Genomic DNA, 18108 nt, shown 5'->3' with positions numbered 1-18108 from the left:
ATTCGATTAGTCAATATTTTATATTTAGAATGTAAAGAAATTTTTCATATGACAGATTTACATCGCTTAACAATTCGTGAACTCTCTGAAGGCTTACAACAAGCCCAATTTTCATCACGTGAATTGACTGAACATTATTTAAATCGTATCGCCAAAATTGACACAAAAGTAAAAAGTTATGTGACGGTTACAGCAGAACAAGCTTTGGCTGAAGCGGATGCCGCTGATGCTGCATTAAAAGCTGGCAATGCATCTGTACTTGCAGGTATTCCACTGGCGCATAAAGATATTTTTTGTACCAAAGGCATCAAAACCACTGCTGGTTCAAAAATGCTGGATAACTTCATCTCACCTTATGATGCAACTGTGGTGGCCAAAGCCAAAGCCGCAGGTCTTGTGACATTAGGCAAGGTGAACATGGATGAATTCGCCATGGGTTCAACCTCGGAAAGCTCTTACTTTGGTGCAACAGTCAACCCTTGGGCACTTGATCATGTACCGGGTGGTTCATCAGGTGGTTCTGCTGCTGCTGTAGCGGCTGATCTCGCGCCGATTGCTACAGGTACGGATACTGGCGGTTCAATCCGTCAACCTGCCTCATTCTGCGGTTTAACGGGCTTAAAACCGACTTATGGTCGTGTCTCTCGCTTCGGGATGATTGCTTATGCATCATCACTGGATCAGGGCGGTCCAATGGCACGTTCTGCCGAAGACTGTGCTTACTTGATGAATGTAATCGCAGGCCATGATGCCAAAGACTCAACCTCTATCAATAAAGAAGTTGATGACTACGTTGCCAACTTGAACGCTACATCGGTCAAAGGTTTACGCATTGGTATTCCTAAGCAATACTTCAACGTCTCTGGTTTGGATGCTGAGGTCAAAGCTCGTGTCGAAGAATCATTGAAAAAGCTTGAAGAAATGGGTGCAAGCTTGGTTGAGATTGATCTCAACATGACTGAAGCCTATGTTCCAACTTATTACCTGATCGCTCCTGCGGAAGCATCATCAAACCTGTCACGTTTTGATGGTGTACGTTATGGCTACCGCTGTGAAAATCCTGTGGACTTGATGGACTTGTACAAGCGTTCACGTTCAGAAGGTTTTGGTGCAGAAGTACAACGTCGTATCTTGATTGGTACTTATGCCCTTTCTGCTGGTTATTACGATGCATATTATGTCAAAGCACAAAAAGTACGTCGTCTGATCCAACAAGATTTCTTAAAAGCATTTGAAAATGTCGATGTAATCGCTGCGCCATCTGCGCCAACTACAGCGTATAAAATCGGTGCGAATCTCAGCCCGACTGAAATGTATTTAGGCGATATCTATACCCTCGCGGTGAACTTGGCAGGTCTTCCAGCCATTAACGCCCCTGTTGGTTTTGATCAAGAAAGCTTGCCTGTCGGCTTACAGTTGATTGGTAACTACTGGTCAGAATCACAATTGCTTTCGATTGTGCATCAATATCAACAAAACACAGACTGGCATACCAAGCGCGCTAGCGTTGCTGAGGAGACTGCATAATGACTGAAGCTCAAAAGTTGGCTAAACCAAAATCAAATCTGATTGACGGTTGGGAAGTTGTTATCGGCATCGAGATTCACACGCAGCTTGCCACCAAATCAAAAATCTTCTCAGGTTCATCGACTGAATTTGGTCAAGACCCAAATACGCAAGCCAGCCTCGTTGATTTGGCGATGCCGGGTGTATTGCCTGTATTGAATGCAGAAGTGGTTGATCTTGCGATTCGCTTTGGTTTAGGGATTGATGCTTATATCGACCAAGCATCTGTGTTTGCACGTAAGAACTATTTCTACCCTGACTCTCCAAAAGGCTATCAAATCAGCCAAATGGACAATCCAATCGTTGGCTTGGGTCATATTGATATCCAACTTGAAGATGGCACGGTCAAGCGTATAGGCGTAACACGCGCACATCTTGAGGAAGATGCAGGTAAATCGATCCATGACCAGTTTGAAGGCATGTCTGGGATTGATTTAAACCGCGCAGGTACACCATTGCTTGAAATCGTTTCTGAACCTGATATGCGTTCGGTTGAAGAAGCGGTTGCTTATATCAAATCGATTCACACTTTAGTGCGTTGGTTGGGTATTTCTGATGGCAACATGGCCGAAGGTTCATTCCGTTGTGACTGTAACGTGTCTTTACGTCGTCCAGATCAGCCATTTGGTACACGCTGTGAGTTGAAAAACCTCAACTCATTCCGCTTCATTGAGCAAGCGATCAATGTTGAAATTGAACGCCAAATGGAAATTCTGGAATACGGCGGAAAGATCGACCAAGAAACACGTTTGTTCGATCCAGTGAAAATGGAAACGCGTTCGATGCGTTCGAAAGAAGAAGCGAACGACTATCGCTACTTCCCTGACCCTGACCTGCTTCCTGTCATCATTGCTGATGAGCAGATCGAAGCGGCTCGCGCTGCGCTTCCTGAGTTGCCTAAAGCACGTCGTGCACGTTTCATCGCTGACTTTGGCGTGACTGAATACGATGCACATGTGTTGACCCTGTCACGCGAAATAGCAGACTTCTATGAGGCTGTTGTGGTTGCTGCGGGTGGTGCGAAACAAGGTAAGATCGCGGCTAACTGGGTAATGGGTGAATTCTCAGGTGCTTTAAACAAAGCGGGCCTAGAATTGGTAGATTCTCCTGTTTCTGCTGAGCAACTCGGTGGCATGGTGGCACGTATTGTAGATAACACCATTAACGGAAAAATCGCGAAGCAAGTGTTTGGCTTTATGTGGGAAGCAGAAGGAAAATCTGCGGATGACATTATTGCTGAGAAAGGCTTGAAGCAAGAAACCGATACAGGTGCGATTGAAGCGATCATTAAAGAAGTACTTGCAGCCAATGAAAAAATGGTCGAAGAGTACAAGTCTGGTAAAGAAAAAGCCTTTAACGGTCTTGTCGGTCAAGTGATGAAAGCTGCAAAAGGCAAAGCTAACCCTGCGCAAGTGAATGAATTGATGAAGAAGTTGATTGGTTAATACCATCTGAGTTCAAAAGAAAACCCGCTTTAGAGCGGGTTTTTACTACTCCAAGTCCACCTTAATCTTGAAAATATTTCTTTGATATGTATTGTTATTAAAAAAATATTCTTCTTTACGTTCAAGAGTTATGTTGCCATTAATTTTTTTAAGCATCAAGCTTGACATATATAACCCTACGCCATCTCCATTAGATCCATTTATCTTTGAATAATCACCACAATATCCATCATAAAATATTCTATCCACTTCATTATCTTTTATTTTAAGACTAATCATATTAAATTCAATACATATTGAATCTAGTTCCTTATAAATATCAACAGCAATACTACTATCTTTTTTTGAATACTTTAAAGAATTATGAAATATATTATAAATAGCATAACGAAGACAATCAAAATTCAATTCACACTCAATTTTCTCATCATTTTCCGTATTAAGTTCAACAACAACCCCTTTATCCAAAAAATCCAAGAAAAAAGTATCCAATATTCTTTTCGTAACACGATGAATATTTTGATTACTTTTTCTTAAGACATAATTTGGGTTTAAAATATATTTAAAAATATCTAGCTCATAATTTATTTCACTACTATTTTTATTAATCTTAAGAATAGATTTTGCCACACTTTTTGGCTTTTTCTTAACTTCATCTTCCATGAAAGTTATCGTTTTCTTATGAGATAACCCAACCATTTCCTCTGGAGAAAAAATACTATCAAACTCTTGATTATTAAAACTATTTAATGAAACAACATTATGTAAAATACGTCTTGTATCATTTTTAATTTTATCCACAGCCTCATCAATATTAGACAAAACTTCAATCAATAATTCTAAATATAAATCCAAAGAGTTTCTAGAAACTGGAAATCTTCCTTTATTTTTTGCAACTACATAAATAAAATAGCCTTCTATATCAATAATTTTATATTTTGAATTAATACATTTTAAATCATTATCATTTCCAGTGACCAAATATTTATTAAGCCTATCCATTTCACTGCAAGGTAATGTATTAATTAAAACATTATCATGACTATTTTTACAATACGTATAAAAAACTATATCTTTCACTTAATAATCTCTTGCGAATATTTCTCAACTATCCCCGAAAATTCAAAATAGTCAGATTGCTTGGGCAAAAAATCATCACACAATCTAAAAGCCTCATTAAATCTATCTCCATCAGATTCAGCAGAGTAAATAATAACTTTTTTTTCACTTGCATATTTTTTCTTTAAAGCTTTAACCAATCCAATTCCATCTTCATCTGATAAATCTTTAGCTACACCATTAATATCCACAAAAAGAATATGACTTGCTATAATATAAGGGTGATCAATATCATCAACCTTATAAAGATGATCAACACTCCAACCTGATCTTTTTAAATTCTTAATAACTGGAAAGTCCTGATCATCAATAAACAATATTCTAACTTTGGACTTCAATGTACTAATATCCATTTTCTGAACTTGTTTTTCTTCCTCTACATCTTTCACTTGAACCGCCCCTATATTAACAACTTGAGTAGTATTGTTACTCCCATTGTTATTAGTTTGAGTACCATTCTTATTGGTATTTTGTTGAGTTACTGCATCTTTTGGACTTCTAAAAAAAGTAAAATATAAGGTTAATACCACACCACCAATGCCTGAAAACGCCCAGTAATACCACTCCATAACACCCTCTTAATGTTAGTTTTTTTAGAATTCTAACAAAAAAGAATTTTATTACAATAAATTAATTTCTTATTATCACTTGCATTTATAAAATCTCCCCGATAGCTTCCACCTCACAAGCTGCCACAGTCTATTAAAATAATGAAATTCTTATTTAGCTCTAGACTAAATGATTACCCCCATTTTTAAGAGAATTTTAAAGTAAAGGCTCAAATACAAATTAAACAAGGTTATAAAAATCACTGCCCTCTTAACACACCCAACTTATTCCAAATATCAGGTGTTAAAAAAGTCGTGACTAACTTATTTAAATCAATATAACGAAGCGTGCCTTGCAACTGCTGTCTCACCGCTGGGTCTTTGACAATATCCTCACCCGCACTCTGACCTAACTGCTGAAAAGCCTCTCCAACTGCTTGAATACCCTCAGCCTGAATCACCGCTTTGGTCTGAGTTGAACACTGCTCCACGATCACACGCTGTAAAACTTGTGCCAACTTTTGATCAAGCTGAGTTTTCTGCTCAGGCGTGACATTACTAAACGTTTTCAAATCAGGATGTGCCGCTAAAGCACTATACGTCCATTGCAATACCGTGGTTTTATCAGCTGCCGTGGTCGCCTTAACCAGACAATCACTGAGTTGATCAACTGTAGGTCCTGCCATAGTCACTTGCGTTGTACCCAAAACAGCCGCAGCCATCAATACAGAACGACCTAAATGAGAAAATTTACGACGGGGAGAAATATAAACACGAGACATAAGCACAGTTCCAAATTGTAATCTGTCTCTTTGTACCATAGCCATAGTATGCTCATCAGTGTGACTGTGTAACGGTAGGTATCATTTCACAACCGCTTCGATCAAATCCAACTCCCACACACCACCAGCAGCTAAACCTTTACACATTCCCGTCCACATATCTCTACTTTGAACAAACTTTTGACCATCCCAAACCCACTCCGAACTTGACCAACAATCCCCAACACCTCGACCTTTTTGCGCACTACCAATCACACCAGCACCAAAATCAGAAGCATGTTCAGTCACAAAAGTAGCTTTACCCTTTAATGACTCATCCAACACCCACGCACCATAACCTTCGTTATAAGCGGCGCGCCAGCATAAGCTCATTGCCAATACTTTATGATTACTTAACTTATAAAGTTGGATCGGCTGAGATTGTGCACCATCACGAGCATAATCATAAGTCCCTTCACAGAAACCCTCCTCTTTTGGAGTCGGTTGAGCTGCCATTAAACGCTGATAAATAGATGGGTATTGCTTGTTACTCGGTTGCAAGGTCAAATAAGGCTCAGTTGCGGTATTGACCCGCTTGATCACTCGTTTAGGCTGAGCCTTTAAGACTTTGGATTCATCACCCTTACCTTTTTTCACCAATGCACCTACTGTTCCGACACGCTTCTGAAAATCATCCATTTTCAATAATGTCGCCGTCATACCAGCGTCCGAGATTTGCCATTGGAAAGACGCATTTTTAAATACAATTTCTGATTTTTGTTGCGCCTGTTGCAATAAAGCCGTGACTTGCGATGCAGAGAGTTTTCCCATTAAGGGCGATTCATTGCCATCCACCGTCACCTGTCCCAAGTCTTTTCCATTGAGATAGAATCGAATATTTTTCAATTTATGAGCAGGAATGCTTTGTTCATCATATAGCGCTAAAGCAAACTTGGCTGTCACCGCTTGCTTCGCACCTGCTTGGCGTGTCAAAAGTAATGAAGCTGGATTATCCCCTCCAGCATCCGCTTGATAGCCAGCCGCACGACAAGTACCTGTATTGCTGCAATACATTTCCCAATTTTGATGAAAAAAAGCAATTCCTTTTATCTCTTGGGCAACAGCAACGGAGCTCATCGCAACTAAACAACAACCTGACAGCAAATTTTTCATGGCTTTTCTCTATTTGGTTTATTTATTATTCATCTCAATAGCAGTTTAACGCTTTTTCTAATCACAATCTAAGCAGATGCCTAAGCACTTAACCTACTCGTATTTAATAACCTCAGAAAGTGATTAACTCGCACGCTTTTTTCTTTCGTTCGGTAAATTGCATAAATGGGCGCAATGCATGGTTGATCCGCTTCTAAAGGACGATAGACAATCTGCTTGTTCCAAAACTCTTGAATAGAAGCTGGTACGATCGAAAGCCCAATCCCTGCCGCAATCAAATTAAGACTTGAGGTTAAACGTGGCGCCTCTTGGACAATATTTGGACTAAATCCTGCCTGATAGCAATTTGCCAAAATATTATCAAATAAGTCTTGCCCGCCTAGACGGCGATATAACACGAACTCATAAGCTTCTAAGTCAGGTAAATGAATTGCTCCTTGCTGCTCGACCAAAGGATGGTTGCTCGGCAAAGCCACAACTAAAGGTTCATCTAAGACATATAAACTGTGCAAATCGGCGTGTATCGGTGCTGGTTTCCGCAGGAAGGCAATATCTAATTTTTCATTGATCACCGCATCCACCAAAGCACTACTACTGTCCTCTTCTAAGTGAATGGCAACAGCAGAAAATTGCTCTCGATATTGGCGCAACAAAGCAGGTAAAAAAGGGTGCAAACCAATAGAGTGAGTAAATCCAATATTAATCTGACCTTCCTTTCCTTGCGCAATATTACGCACTCTTCGGGGAATTGACTCCGCATGATCCAAAATCGTCAGCGCCTCTTGATATAAGGCCTTGCCTGCTTCTGTCACTTCAACACCACGCGGCAATCGTTTTAACAACACGGTATCTAAATCTTTCTCTAGACTTTTGATCAGACGCGTCAGTGGCGGTTGTTGTATATGCAAGCGAACAGCTGCTTTGGAAATATTGCTTTCCTCAACAACTGCAATAAAAGCTTTGAGTTTATGAATATCAATCATACATACCTTAAAAGTATAGATAAGGAAAAATAAAGCATTTGTAAATATATCACTATTCCACCATCCTATCATCAGTAAGGTCAATGAGGAAAAACTCCTAATGAAAGCTCAAGCCATTTCAATAGCACATGAATCATCATCTACAACACCTGATAATAAGGCGCTGTTTATGGGATTTATGAAATTGGGATTGATCGGCTTTGGTGGGGTTCTGCCACTGGCATATCGCGTCATCGTAGAAGAACAAAAATGGTTAGATGAGGCTAAATTCACAGATCTGCTGGGGATTTGTCAGGTACTACCCGGTGGCAATATTATCAATATGGCAGTGGCGATCGGCATGGAGTTCCAAGGTGCGAAAGGTGCAGTCAGTTCTGTACTTGGCTTGATATCTGCTCCAACCATCATTGTGTTACTGATCTATCAGACCTACGTGCATTTTCAACATTTATCGAGCGTTAAGCATCTGATTCAAGGTTTAGCCGCTGCCGCAGCAGGCTTACTTTTTGCAACGGGCATAAAAATGTTGAAACCTATTTTTAAAAAACGTTTAACCATTGTCACGATTTTTCTGACCTTTATCTTTATGTTGTGGGTCAAGCTACCGTTGCTGCTGATCTTGGTTATTTTACTGGCGATAAATATGTTGGTGTTGGGAGTGAAAAAATCATGATATTGCTCACGCTTGCAATGGTATTCACACAACTATCGCTGGTTGCTTTTGGTGGAGGGAATGCGATCTTGCCAGAAATGCAGCATCAAGTTGTCACGGTACATCAATGGATGACAGCCGAACAGTTTAGTTCATTATTTGCGATGGCACAGGCGGCCCCCGGACCTAATATGATGGTCGTTCCATTAGTCGGGTGGCATGTTGCAGGTCCAGCGGGACTCATTGTGACATCCATCGCTAAGTTTGGGCCATCATCTATTATTACCATTTATGCGCTCAAGTTTTGGCAACGATTCAAACATCACCCTTTACGTGCACGTTTTGAAAAAGCACTTAAACCCATCACAGTCGGCTTGGTTTTGGTCAGTGCATGGCTAATCGCCGATGCTTCTGCTCAAAACCTACTGCTGGTTTTAATTGTAATTTTGACCGCAATACTGGGCTTATTTAAGAAAATACATCCATTATGGGTCATGACTTTTGGGGCTGGATTAGGGATCTGTTTTTTATAATAAGATCTTATCCACTACCGCGATTTGAACTGTATCCCAAAAGTTAGATTCTCTAGCTTTCAAGATACAGCTCTATTTTGTGTAAGGTCTGATTTAGCCCAGCGTTTTTTCAAATGCTCTTAAACGTTTATGAATCGACATTAACTCAATAATCGTTGGCCATGAACTAATCAGATATTGGAATGAACTACGTACCTGATTAAAGACATTTAAGATTTGCATCATCAATCCTAAGGTAATAGCACCCGCAGCAATCGATGGGAATAAAATAAAAAGCCCATAAATATTATCTAACTGCAAATACCAAATACGAACTAAATTAAAGTAGGCATAATGAAAATATAAACGAAAATAATTTTGGCGTACTTGGGAAAAAAGCTGCTTAAGTGTTTGTGGTTGTGCCCTATCATGCTGATCTTCACCATAAACTAATTCTTTACGGAAGGCCGCTTCTACTTTTTGATTATTAAACTCCAATCCCGGCAACTTATAACCAACAACCATCAATACAACTGTACCCAACACTGCCCAACCAATTGCAGCAATCATAAGGGCGTGTGGAATTTCACCTACTATAGGTAATTCTTTTACATGTACCGATAATTGTACCAAGATGGGCAAAAAAGCAATCAAGGTTAAAAGTGCTTCGACGAGGTTAACCCCAAGTGTTTCCGTCGTCTTCGCAAAACGCATCGTATCCTCTTGAATACGCTGTGAAGCTCCCTCAATATGTCTTAATCGCTCCCAATGTGATGTATAAAAATCATTCATGGCTGTACGCCAACGAAAAACATAATGGCTCACAAAGAACAAGTTAAACACAGCAAAAGTCACGTAGACCATCGCTATGTATAGGAAGGTCATGACACCTGAATAGAGATCTTGTACATCGCCACCGCCACTAGATAGCATGGTTTGGATGAGATTATAAAATGGGTTATACCACGCATTAATCACGACACTGACTTGTACCCCAAACCAGATATTAAACAGAATAAATGCTGAACCCCAAACTGACCAACGCTGCCATTTATTGTCGGAGAAAAATCGCCAAAAAATCGCAAATAATGCTGTTGCCGCAAAAAACCAAAGGTAGAACCATAGAAATGTTGGAGACCAAAAACGGCTCACATCAATGGGTAAAGCTGTCTCATGGTATCCCTCTGAAAAGCCAAGATATATCCCCCATTCTTTTCCACCTGAATACCATAACAACATGTTAATGATGACCCACAATAACAATGAAGCAAAAAAATAACGTGGATTTGGGAAAAAAGATTTAAACATCTTACTGAACGATCCTTGTGGTACTGCAATAGACGGATGGTTGTATGCTATAACCTCAAACTTAAATTAGTCTGATGGATTGCTAATGTAGTTATTTACCTGTTTTTTCAAACTTTTCATAGCATTTTGTAAGACATTTTTTATTTGTTTAGATAAAAGCAATCCTTTGCTAAAAACAATCAAAGTTATGGCGCTAAGTCATTCAACTTTAAAGTGAGGTTTTGCTGAGTTTTAGAACTAGGACGCATCTTGGTTTGAATCGCTAACTGAATATCTGAGAGCTTTTCTTTGGCAGCGTCCGCGCCTGCCTGCATGGTCATTTCACGTCCTTTGACATCAAAGATATGCACCTTTTCACGGAGATCAGGCTGAATCACGATATCCGCATATTTAAGTTCTTCTTCCGCCAAACGTCCTTGCATAATATTAATGTTTTGGTTGAATAGCCCCCAAACATTGGTGGTTTCGGTATGAACAGGTTGTGCCAAAATATCGACTGCAATCACCACATCAGCACCCAAATCGCGTGCAACCTGTACAGGCACTGGACTGACCAGCCCTCCATCGACATATTCACTATGACCAATTTTGATTGGAACAAACATACTTGGAATAGAAGCCGATGCTCGTACCGCCTGCCCCGTATTGCCATAATTAAAGACTGTCTTACTACCTTCTTTTAATTCTGTTGCTACCACATACATTGGAATCTTAAGTTTTTGTAGCGGAGTATTATGCACTTGCTCATTGACATAATCTTCGACCTTTTTCCCATCAAAGAAACCCTTGAGGCTGACACTGACATCGCGTACATCATTGGCTTTTAACTTTAAAGCAATATCACGCAATTCAGCTGCACTTTTTCCACTGGCATAGATTGAACCAACAATACTCCCAGCACTTGTGCCCACAATAAAATCGGGACGAATCCCCTGCTGCTCTAAAACTTCAATCACACCAATATGCGCATAGCCACGCGCACCGCCACTCCCCAGCACCAATGCAATCACAGGGCGTTTTTGCTTTTTGATCTGAGCGAAAGGTTGACTGACCACATGCGCCTGAGCATCTTCAACAATTGGCGATAGATGTTTGGTGGTTTGACAGCCCGTTAACATCATGACTGAAAGTCCAAGTGTCCATAACCCAAGTTGTTTCATACGCGACATTTGCCATCTTTATTTAATTTCTGGTCGGATTCTAACGACTGCATTGAAAAAAAGATGTAGCATTTTTTTGTATTTTTTCAGCAAAACCTCATAAAAAAGCCCCTCGAAAGGAGCTATTTGAGCTTAAAACATTACCAAATATCTGAATCGACTTTCTTCTTCAACTCAGGATAATTATCAATCTTAAACTCAGGCTCTTTAACGCCTTTTTTAAGTTGAGCGGTATAATCTTTCAATAGGATCAAGAAGATTGGCGTCAATAATACAATCGCAATCAAGTTAATGGTTGCCATCAAGCCCATCGACAAATCAGCCATCGACCACACCAATGGTACACTGGTGATCGCGCCGAAGTAGACCATCATTAAGACCATGACACGGAAAATAAACATCAGTTTTGCATTGTTATTGATAAATCTGACGTTACTTTCTGCATAAGCATAGTTACCAATGATTGATGAGAAGGCAAACAAGAAAAGTAAAACTGCAAGGAAACCACCACCCCAAGCACCGATCTGACTTTCTAATGCTTTTTGAGTTAAGGTCACACCTTCAAAACCAGCTTCATGGTACAAACCTGAAACCATAATAATAATAGCTGTACACGAGCAGACCACAAAGGTATCAACAAATACACCGAGCATTTGCACCAAACCTTGGTTTACAGGATGCTTCACATCAGATGCAGCTGCTGCATTTGGTGCAGACCCCATACCTGCTTCGTTTGAGAACAAACCACGTTTAATTCCCAACATCATCGCCATAGAGATCATGGCGCCAAAGAAACCACCTGCCGCTGCTTCAAACTCGAATGCTTTGGTGAAAATCAATTTAAAAATTTCAGGTAGCATTGGGAAATTAATCATCGCGATGTACAAAGCAACCCCGATGTATAAAAGTGCCATGAAAGGCACAATCTTCTCTGCAACCTTCGCAATACGCTTAATACCACCAAAAATCACCAGCGCAGTCATGATCACCAGCACGATCCCGAGCCAAGAAACCTCTAAATCAAGACCGCCTAAACCCAAGATAACATTGGCTTTATCCCATCCCCAAGCATGTGAGGTTGCACCAATAATTGCATTTGCTTGAACAGCATTAAAAACAAAGCCATAAGCGAGAATAAGTGAAAGTGCAAACACCACCCCGAGCCATTTTTGCTTTAAACCCTGAGTAATATAGTATGCGGGTCCACCACGGAATTGCTTATTTTGATGATCTCTGACTTTGAATAACTGAGCCAATGACGACTCAACAAATGCTGAACTCATCCCCAAAAAGGCAGTCAACCACATCCAAAAAACAGCACCCGGCCCACCAATCGCAATCGCAATCGCAACACCTGCAATATTACCCACGCCAACACGACTGGCGAGTCCAGTTACAAAAGCCTGAAAAGGGGTAATTCCATGATCATCTTTGCACTCTTTACGGCTACCTTTCATCACGCGGATACTTTGCAAGAATAACCGTAACTGAACTGCACCTGTAATTAAGGTATAAAACAGTCCAACAGCAACCAGTAAAATAACCAAGAAATTCCAAAGTGGATCATTCAAGAATTGTACCCACGACATCAGCGTGGCATTTAATTTTTCATTCATCACTTATTCGCTTTTGCAGATGCTATGTATCAATGGACATAGCCGATTAACAATGGATAAATCAAAAAAGCCCCCAAAGGGGCTTTTTAATTCGACTTAGGCAAAGAATTTCAAGATCACTTGAATCACTGTTGCGTTAATTAAATCAACAAAGAACGCACCACACAAAGGAACAATTAAGAATGCCTTATGTGACGGTCCATACATATTGGTAATCGCCTGCATGTTTGCAACGGCGGTTGGTGTTGCCCCCATACCGAAGCCACAATGACCTGCTGCCAATACCGCAGCATCATAGTTTTTGCCCATGACACGGAAGGTGATAAATGCAGCATACAATGCCATAACCAATGTTTGCGCGGTTAAAATGATAACCAATGGACCAGCCAAATCTGCCAATTGCCACAGTTTCAGTGATAACAGTGCCATTGCTAAATATAACGAAAGCGATGCATTACCAAATACATCGATTGCACGATCAAAGATATCGACCTTCAACACACTTTCTAAGATATTACGTAAGATCACACCGCCGCCAAGCGCCCATACGAACGTTGGCAACTCAAACCATGTGCCTTTGCTATACCCTGTCATAAATTCTGCAAATGCAAGACAAGCCGCAAACATACCTAAGGTCGTAATCGCGTTGTCTGCAGTAATCAAACGAACTTGATGTGGGTTTTCAAATGGCGCCAAATCATCAGGGTGCGGATCTGGATGAGTATCACGATCTTGGATTTGAGCAGGTGTCTTGGCACGTGCCAAACTATGACGGTTGATCAATAACTTGGCTAACGGACCACCGATGATCCCACCGATAATCAAACCGAAAGTCGCACTTGCCATACCTAAGGTCAATGCACCTTGGATACCATATTGAGTTTCTAGGATTTCACCCCAAGCACCCGCAGTACCATGACCACCGGTCAAGGTCACAGAACCTGCAATCAAACCAATCAAAGGATCAACACCAAGCAGTGAAGCCAAGCTCATACCCACGGCATTTTGAACGACGATATAGGCAGCGATACAGCCTAAGAACAATACCAGTCCAATACCGCCTTCTTTTAGCTTCATAAAGTTGGCACTTAAACCAATCGAAGCAAAGAAGATCAACATAAAGCTGGTCTGTAATTGGCTACTAAAAATAATACTGTATCCAAAGAATGAATGAACCAGTAATGACAATACTGCTGCAACTAAACCACCAGCGACTGGCTCAGGAATATTATAACGCTTTAAAAAATCAATTTTGTTGACGAGCAGACGCCCTAATAACAAAACGATAACCGCCGAAATTAAGGTATAAAAACCATTAAAAGTAAATTCCATATCTTCTTCCGTTTATTTCATTCGTTTTTTCGACGTTTTTCCATCTAATAAAACAATGAAATAGTAACTCTCAAAATGAGTGAAAACTCAATCAACTTAATAAAAAGCATACAGTTCTTTGTAAGAACCCTGCGTTTATCAAATCAACTCATTTTCACGGATGATTACACCGCAGGATAGGTTAGAAGTTATAGCGCGCCATCGCTCCTACACGGCTATCCTTACCTTTTTGTCCATCAAAGGTCTTACGTTCACCATAGATATACTCTAAACCAAACGTAATTGGTGTTACTGGTGAATACATGACGTTCCACCAACCTTGTTGCAAAGTTTTGTTTTGTGTTGCATCGGTCACAGCCTGTTTAGCAAAGTCATTGCTATCATCTGCAAACATTGCGCCATAAGCTAAAGTACTACGCAGTTTCGGCGTAATTTGATAGCTTGCACCCGCTGTAAATGCATCAAATTCATTGAGATGTATATCCAAATTATTTGGATTTACATTAAAGGCATTATTGCTATACAGCAAAAACTTGCTGTCACCTTTGACATGTGAATAGTCAATCATTGCCTGTAATGCATCAGTGAACTTATATTTTGCACCAACAGCAACACCCCAACCCAAGTCTGAATCATTGGCACTGATTTGTTTATGATCTTTGTCAAAAGCGGCCTTGCTGCGTGCTTCAGTCAATAAAACACGTGCTGAGCTGGTACCTTTACCTTCTGCAAAGTCATATTTCAGTTTAGAAGTGAATGCGGGTACTCGATTATCATCATTGCTCTTTTCCAAAGCAATGGCATAACTTATATCTGAATCCAATTTACCGCTGTAGCGTACCATCGGGGTGCGGAAGGTTCCAATACCTAATGGTGAGTTAAAATCCAGCATTTCTGGCTGTACATCAGTTGCCAAGAACGTTGAAGTGGTTTGACCAAATAACCAGTCGTTATAAGTCAAATAAGCATGCCGAATCCGTATCGTATCATTACTACTACCACCACGAAAATCGACTTCTAACTTAGCACTAACCTTGGCGCCTTCGACAGGTGCTTTAAAATCAAGACCAAATCGGGTCACGGTAGCTGTGCTATAAAAACGATCGCTATTTTTTTCTTGGCCTTCCAGATCAACTTTGTTAATACGGTTGAATATGCCATCACCACCTTTTACTTGGTAGGAAGCATCACCACGTAGGAAACCATAAAGTTGCACTTGAGCACCTGAAGCCGTGCTAAAGCCTAGAGGGGATTTTTGCGTCGCCTCTGTTGTAACTTTCTGGGCATTGTCATTATTTGCGATAACTGTAGTTGGTGTTTCTACAACTTTTGGGGCATCACTTTGTTGTTTTATTGGAGGTAGATATTGTTCTAATAAAGCCCTTAACTCATTTACTTCAGCGCGAAGCTGTTGAATCTGCTCTTGCTCACTGCTTGCGTGTGCATTGTTCATCATCAAGGCTGCAACGATCATTGCCAAACCTTGCACTGCGAACGGCTTGCGGATGAGAGTTGAACTCATAAGAAGCTCCTTTGTCTGGTGTATATTTCAACATTTTCCATAAGCATAAAATTGGGTAAATTTAATACACTTAACATGGAAAATCCCCCTCACCTTTATCAGCAAGGAAAGCCTAATCAATTTTTAAAAAGGGCGTATTATGCATAAATTTAGAATATTGTGTGTATTTTTTTATGGGAAGAACAAGAATACTTGGAACATATCTATCTAAATATTATTTCTATTTCATTGTGTTATAAATAAATTTCTTTTTCACAAAAAGAAATCGAATAGAAAAAAACTGATTCTATTTTCACCAACCCCAACGCGGTCGATTATTTTTCAAACAAATCTTAATTCATGGTTTAAAAATCATCCTCAAAAAGTCATGATTGCTTTATAGTCTCATCAGATGAGAAAGATCAAAGAAATATCAGGAGTTTTTATGAACATGGAACAGGTCCGCTACGTTGATAATGCCATTACATCACGCCATTCAGTACGTGCATTTTTGGACACCCCTGTTGATACCCAAACCATTAAAGACATTCTCGCTGTTGCCAGTCGTGCTCCTTCAGGCACAAACACACAGCCATGGAAAGTCTATGTGGTCACAGGGAGAAAACGAGCGGAAATGATTGACCGTGTTTGTACGGCACAAGTTGAACTTTTTCAAAAACCAGAACTGGCACAACATTATCAAGAGACTTTTGCTTACTATCCTGAAACGTGGATTTCGCCATTTATTGACCGTCGCCGTGAAAATGGCTGGGGACTGTACGGTTTACTCGGCATTCAAAAAGGTGAAAAAGACCGAATGGCTGCACAACAATTGCGTAACTTTCAATTGTTTGATGCGCCTGTCGCCTTATACTTTACCGTAAATAAAATCATGGGGATTGGTGCAAAAATGGATATTTCCATGATGATCCAAAACGTCATGATTGCAGCAAAAGCACGTGGTTTAGATACGTGTCCACAAGCGGCTTGGAACCATTTTCACCCCATCGTTTTAGAAGTGCTTGGCGCGCCTGAAGATGAAGATCTGGTCTGTGCCGTCGCATTGGGCTATGCCGATCCAGACCATATCGTGAATACTTTTATTACGCCGCGTGAACCCGTAGAAAACTTCACTGTATTTGTAGATGAATAATTCAAACTTTCAGCAGTATCTCTAAACGGAGATACTGTTTTGCTGTTTACCAACCTTAAAAATCATCAACAATCCAACACTGGTAAACATCAACATCATCAAGCCCATATTAAGCGATGCTTTCCAAATCAAGAAATTGAGAATCACGCCACCGAGTAAACCAAAGGCAAACTGGGTACTGCCCATGATTGCGCTCGCAGTTCCCGCTCGTGCACCTTGCTGAGACATTGCCAGTGCCATCGCATTTGGACCTGTTAAACCAATACCTGATACCACTAAGAACAAGCCAATCATTAAAAACCACAAAGGTGCATTTGCCATCAAGCCTGCACTCACCACAATCAAAGCACCAAAGCATTGAATAGAACCACCTAAACGCAAGCGCGAAAAAATACCCATTCGCGTATTCAAATGCTTATTCAATGACGACATCAACATAATGCCCGCTGCATTCAGTGCAAATGCGTAAGAGAATTGCTGCTGAGACAGTCCATATTGGCCCATAAAAACAGCAGAAGCTGAGCTGATATAACAAAATAATGCAGCGCCTGTTAGACAACCTGCCAACATCGGCACTCTAAAGCTTTCATCTTTTAAAATTGCAGCATAGAGCGTAGTGACTTGATAAACCGATAGTTTTAAACGACGCTCCACAGGCAACGATTCTGTAAAGAAAAAGTGTACGCACAACCAACAGATCACACCAATGATCGCTAAGCAGAAAAAAATAACCTGCCAAGGAAAGAAAATTAAAATCCAAGCGCCAAAGATCGGTGACAAAATCGGCGCCAGTCCCATCACGATCATCATGCTAGAAAAAGCCTGTGCTGAACCTGCGACATCCAAACGATCTCGAATCGCTGCTCTAGCAATCACCACCCCCACGCAACCACCTAAAGCTTGAAAAATACGTGCGGCTATTAAGGTCCATTCATTGGTGACAAAAACGCAAGCTAAACTGGCAATCGCATATAAAGCCAGCCCAAAATATAACGGTGTCTTACGCCCAATACGATCACTGATCGGTCCATAAAAAAGTTGACCGATGGCAAGCCCCAAGAAATATGCAGGCAAACTGTTGGCCACCATTTGCGTGCTGACCCCGAACTCGTCTGCCATTTGCGGCAATGCAGGTAAATACATGTCGATCGAAAGCGGCCCCAATGCCGTTAATAGGGCAAGTAACATAATCCATGCTGTGGAATACTGACGCTTTTGAGATTGCTCCGCCTGCATAATGCTGTACTTTTCAAGTTTATTGAGATTGTAAGCTTAGCAT

16 protein-coding genes are annotated in these 18108 nt (G+C 40.6%); 5 read left to right on the top strand and 11 right to left on the bottom strand.

The annotated features are described in order from the left end of the window. The first annotated feature begins 48 nt into the window (after nt 1–48). Nucleotides 49–1527 carry an Asp-tRNA(Asn)/Glu-tRNA(Gln) amidotransferase subunit GatA gene (gene gatA / locus J2Y37_RS04040; protein ID WP_349031952.1) on the top strand — a complete coding sequence of 493 codons (1479 nt, stop codon included), beginning with the start codon at nt 49–51 and terminating at the stop codon, nt 1525–1527. Next, a complete protein-coding gene (gene gatB / locus J2Y37_RS04035) occupies nt 1527–3011 on the top strand; it encodes an Asp-tRNA(Asn)/Glu-tRNA(Gln) amidotransferase subunit GatB (protein WP_349031951.1) in 1485 nt (494 codons plus the stop codon). Before gatA ends, gatB begins: the two co-directional genes overlap by 1 nt. Nucleotides 3012–3056: 45 nt before the next feature. Here gatB and J2Y37_RS04030 read toward each other — a convergent pair whose 3' ends face one another. The 5 genes from J2Y37_RS04030 to J2Y37_RS04010 all read right to left on the bottom strand — a co-directional run bounded on the left by J2Y37_RS04030 (nt 3057) and on the right by J2Y37_RS04010 (nt 7595). After that, nucleotides 3057–4091 (bottom strand): ATP-binding protein, encoded by a 1035-nt coding sequence (locus J2Y37_RS04030; RefSeq protein WP_349031950.1) that lies wholly within the window; start codon nt 4089–4091, stop codon nt 3057–3059. After that, nucleotides 4088–4699, bottom strand: a complete 612-nt coding sequence (locus J2Y37_RS04025) for a hypothetical protein (RefSeq protein ID WP_004669372.1) — start codon at nt 4697–4699, stop codon at nt 4088–4090. The genes J2Y37_RS04030 and J2Y37_RS04025 overlap by 4 nt, the downstream gene beginning before the upstream one ends. 239 nt (nt 4700–4938) lie before the next feature. Then, nucleotides 4939–5460 carry a hypothetical protein gene (locus J2Y37_RS04020; RefSeq protein ID WP_349031949.1) on the bottom strand — a complete coding sequence of 174 codons (522 nt, stop codon included), beginning with the start codon at nt 5458–5460 and terminating at the stop codon, nt 4939–4941. Nucleotides 5461–5541: 81 nt separating this feature from the next. Beyond that, nucleotides 5542–6612 carry a DUF1176 domain-containing protein gene (locus J2Y37_RS04015; RefSeq protein WP_349031948.1) on the bottom strand — a complete coding sequence of 357 codons (1071 nt, stop codon included), beginning with the start codon at nt 6610–6612 and terminating at the stop codon, nt 5542–5544. An 80-nt stretch (nt 6613–6692) separates the two neighbouring features. Next, complete coding sequence (locus J2Y37_RS04010) at nt 6693–7595, bottom strand: LysR family transcriptional regulator (RefSeq protein ID WP_349031947.1); 903 nt, start codon at nt 7593–7595, stop codon at nt 6693–6695. 100 nt (nt 7596–7695) lie between these two features. On the opposite strand from J2Y37_RS04010, the gene J2Y37_RS04005 reads away from it, so the two are divergent. Together J2Y37_RS04005 and J2Y37_RS04000 are read left to right on the top strand one after the other, a co-directional pair. Next, on the top strand, nt 7696–8268 hold the full coding sequence (locus J2Y37_RS04005; RefSeq protein WP_349031946.1) for a chromate transporter: 573 nt from the start codon (nt 7696–7698) through the stop codon (nt 8266–8268). Continuing rightward, complete coding sequence (locus J2Y37_RS04000) at nt 8265–8780, top strand: chromate transporter (RefSeq protein ID WP_349031945.1); 516 nt, start codon at nt 8265–8267, stop codon at nt 8778–8780. Before J2Y37_RS04005 ends, J2Y37_RS04000 begins: the two co-directional genes overlap by 4 nt. Before the next feature lie 93 nt (nt 8781–8873). Here the strand turns inward: J2Y37_RS04000 and sbmA are convergent, their stop codons facing one another. The 5 genes from sbmA to J2Y37_RS03975 form a co-directional block, all read right to left on the bottom strand. Beyond that, entirely contained in the window at nt 8874–10067 is a 1194-nt protein-coding gene (gene sbmA, locus J2Y37_RS03995) for a peptide antibiotic transporter SbmA (RefSeq protein WP_349031944.1), read from the bottom strand. A 185-nt stretch (nt 10068–10252) separates the two neighbouring features. Further along, on the bottom strand, nt 10253–11236 hold the full coding sequence (locus tag J2Y37_RS03990) for a patatin-like phospholipase family protein (protein WP_349031943.1): 984 nt from the start codon (nt 11234–11236) through the stop codon (nt 10253–10255). Between the two features lie 131 nt (nt 11237–11367). Next, the gene (locus J2Y37_RS03985) at nt 11368–12843 is read right to left on the bottom strand and encodes an alanine/glycine:cation symporter family protein (RefSeq protein ID WP_005195436.1); all 1476 of its coding nucleotides are present in this window, start codon (nt 12841–12843) and stop codon (nt 11368–11370) included. A 96-nt stretch (nt 12844–12939) separates the two neighbouring features. After that, nucleotides 12940–14175 (bottom strand): sodium/glutamate symporter, encoded by a 1236-nt coding sequence (gene gltS, locus J2Y37_RS03980; RefSeq protein WP_349031942.1) that lies wholly within the window; start codon nt 14173–14175, stop codon nt 12940–12942. Nucleotides 14176–14356: 181 nt separating this feature from the next. Next, on the bottom strand, nt 14357–15697 hold the full coding sequence (locus J2Y37_RS03975) for a DcaP family trimeric outer membrane transporter (RefSeq protein WP_349031941.1): 1341 nt from the start codon (nt 15695–15697) through the stop codon (nt 14357–14359). A gap of 424 nt (nt 15698–16121) precedes the next feature. Here J2Y37_RS03975 and J2Y37_RS03970 point away from each other — a divergent pair, with 424 nt between their 5' ends. After that, nucleotides 16122–16829: a nitroreductase gene (locus tag J2Y37_RS03970; RefSeq protein ID WP_349031940.1), complete on the top strand. Its 708-nt coding sequence runs from the start codon at nt 16122–16124 to the stop codon at nt 16827–16829. Between the two features lie 21 nt (nt 16830–16850). Here J2Y37_RS03970 and J2Y37_RS03965 read toward each other — a convergent pair whose 3' ends face one another. Further along, on the bottom strand, nt 16851–18065 hold the full coding sequence (locus J2Y37_RS03965) for a multidrug effflux MFS transporter (RefSeq protein WP_349031939.1): 1215 nt from the start codon (nt 18063–18065) through the stop codon (nt 16851–16853). Between the last annotated feature and the right edge of the window lie 43 nt (nt 18066–18108).

The organism is Acinetobacter sp. 3657 (assembly GCF_031456775.1).
Taxonomy (GTDB): domain Bacteria; phylum Pseudomonadota; class Gammaproteobacteria; order Pseudomonadales; family Moraxellaceae; genus Acinetobacter.
The sequence above is the reverse complement of the archived record's forward strand: the minus strand, read 5'-3'. Positions and strand labels throughout refer to the sequence as shown.

Bases quoted from the DNA above. Each gene is read 5' to 3' on its own strand.
- J2Y37_RS03970 (WP_349031940.1), top strand. From the start codon at position 16,122: ATGAACATGGAACAGGTCCGCTACGTTGATAATGCCATTACATCACGC.
- J2Y37_RS04010 (WP_349031947.1), bottom strand. From the start codon at position 7,595: ATGATTGATATTCATAAACTCAAAGCTTTTATTGCAGTTGTTGAGGAA.
- J2Y37_RS04025 (WP_004669372.1), bottom strand. From the start codon at position 4,699: ATGGAGTGGTATTACTGGGCGTTTTCAGGCATTGGTGGTGTGGTATTA.
- J2Y37_RS04015 (WP_349031948.1), bottom strand. From the start codon at position 6,612: ATGAAAAATTTGCTGTCAGGTTGTTGTTTAGTTGCGATGAGCTCCGTT.
- gltS (WP_349031942.1), bottom strand. From the start codon at position 14,175: ATGGAATTTACTTTTAATGGTTTTTATACCTTAATTTCGGCGGTTATC.
- J2Y37_RS04005 (WP_349031946.1), top strand. From the start codon at position 7,696: ATGAAAGCTCAAGCCATTTCAATAGCACATGAATCATCATCTACAACA.
- J2Y37_RS03965 (WP_349031939.1), bottom strand. From the start codon at position 18,065: ATGCAGGCGGAGCAATCTCAAAAGCGTCAGTATTCCACAGCATGGATT.
- J2Y37_RS04000 (WP_349031945.1), top strand. From the start codon at position 8,265: ATGATATTGCTCACGCTTGCAATGGTATTCACACAACTATCGCTGGTT.
- J2Y37_RS03990 (WP_349031943.1), bottom strand. From the start codon at position 11,236: ATGTCGCGTATGAAACAACTTGGGTTATGGACACTTGGACTTTCAGTC.
- gatB (WP_349031951.1), top strand. From the start codon at position 1,527: ATGACTGAAGCTCAAAAGTTGGCTAAACCAAAATCAAATCTGATTGAC.
- J2Y37_RS03975 (WP_349031941.1), bottom strand. From the start codon at position 15,697: ATGAGTTCAACTCTCATCCGCAAGCCGTTCGCAGTGCAAGGTTTGGCA.
- gatA (WP_349031952.1), top strand. From the start codon at position 49: ATGACAGATTTACATCGCTTAACAATTCGTGAACTCTCTGAAGGCTTA.
- J2Y37_RS03985 (WP_005195436.1), bottom strand. From the start codon at position 12,843: ATGAATGAAAAATTAAATGCCACGCTGATGTCGTGGGTACAATTCTTG.
- sbmA (WP_349031944.1), bottom strand. From the start codon at position 10,067: ATGTTTAAATCTTTTTTCCCAAATCCACGTTATTTTTTTGCTTCATTG.
- J2Y37_RS04020 (WP_349031949.1), bottom strand. From the start codon at position 5,460: ATGTCTCGTGTTTATATTTCTCCCCGTCGTAAATTTTCTCATTTAGGT.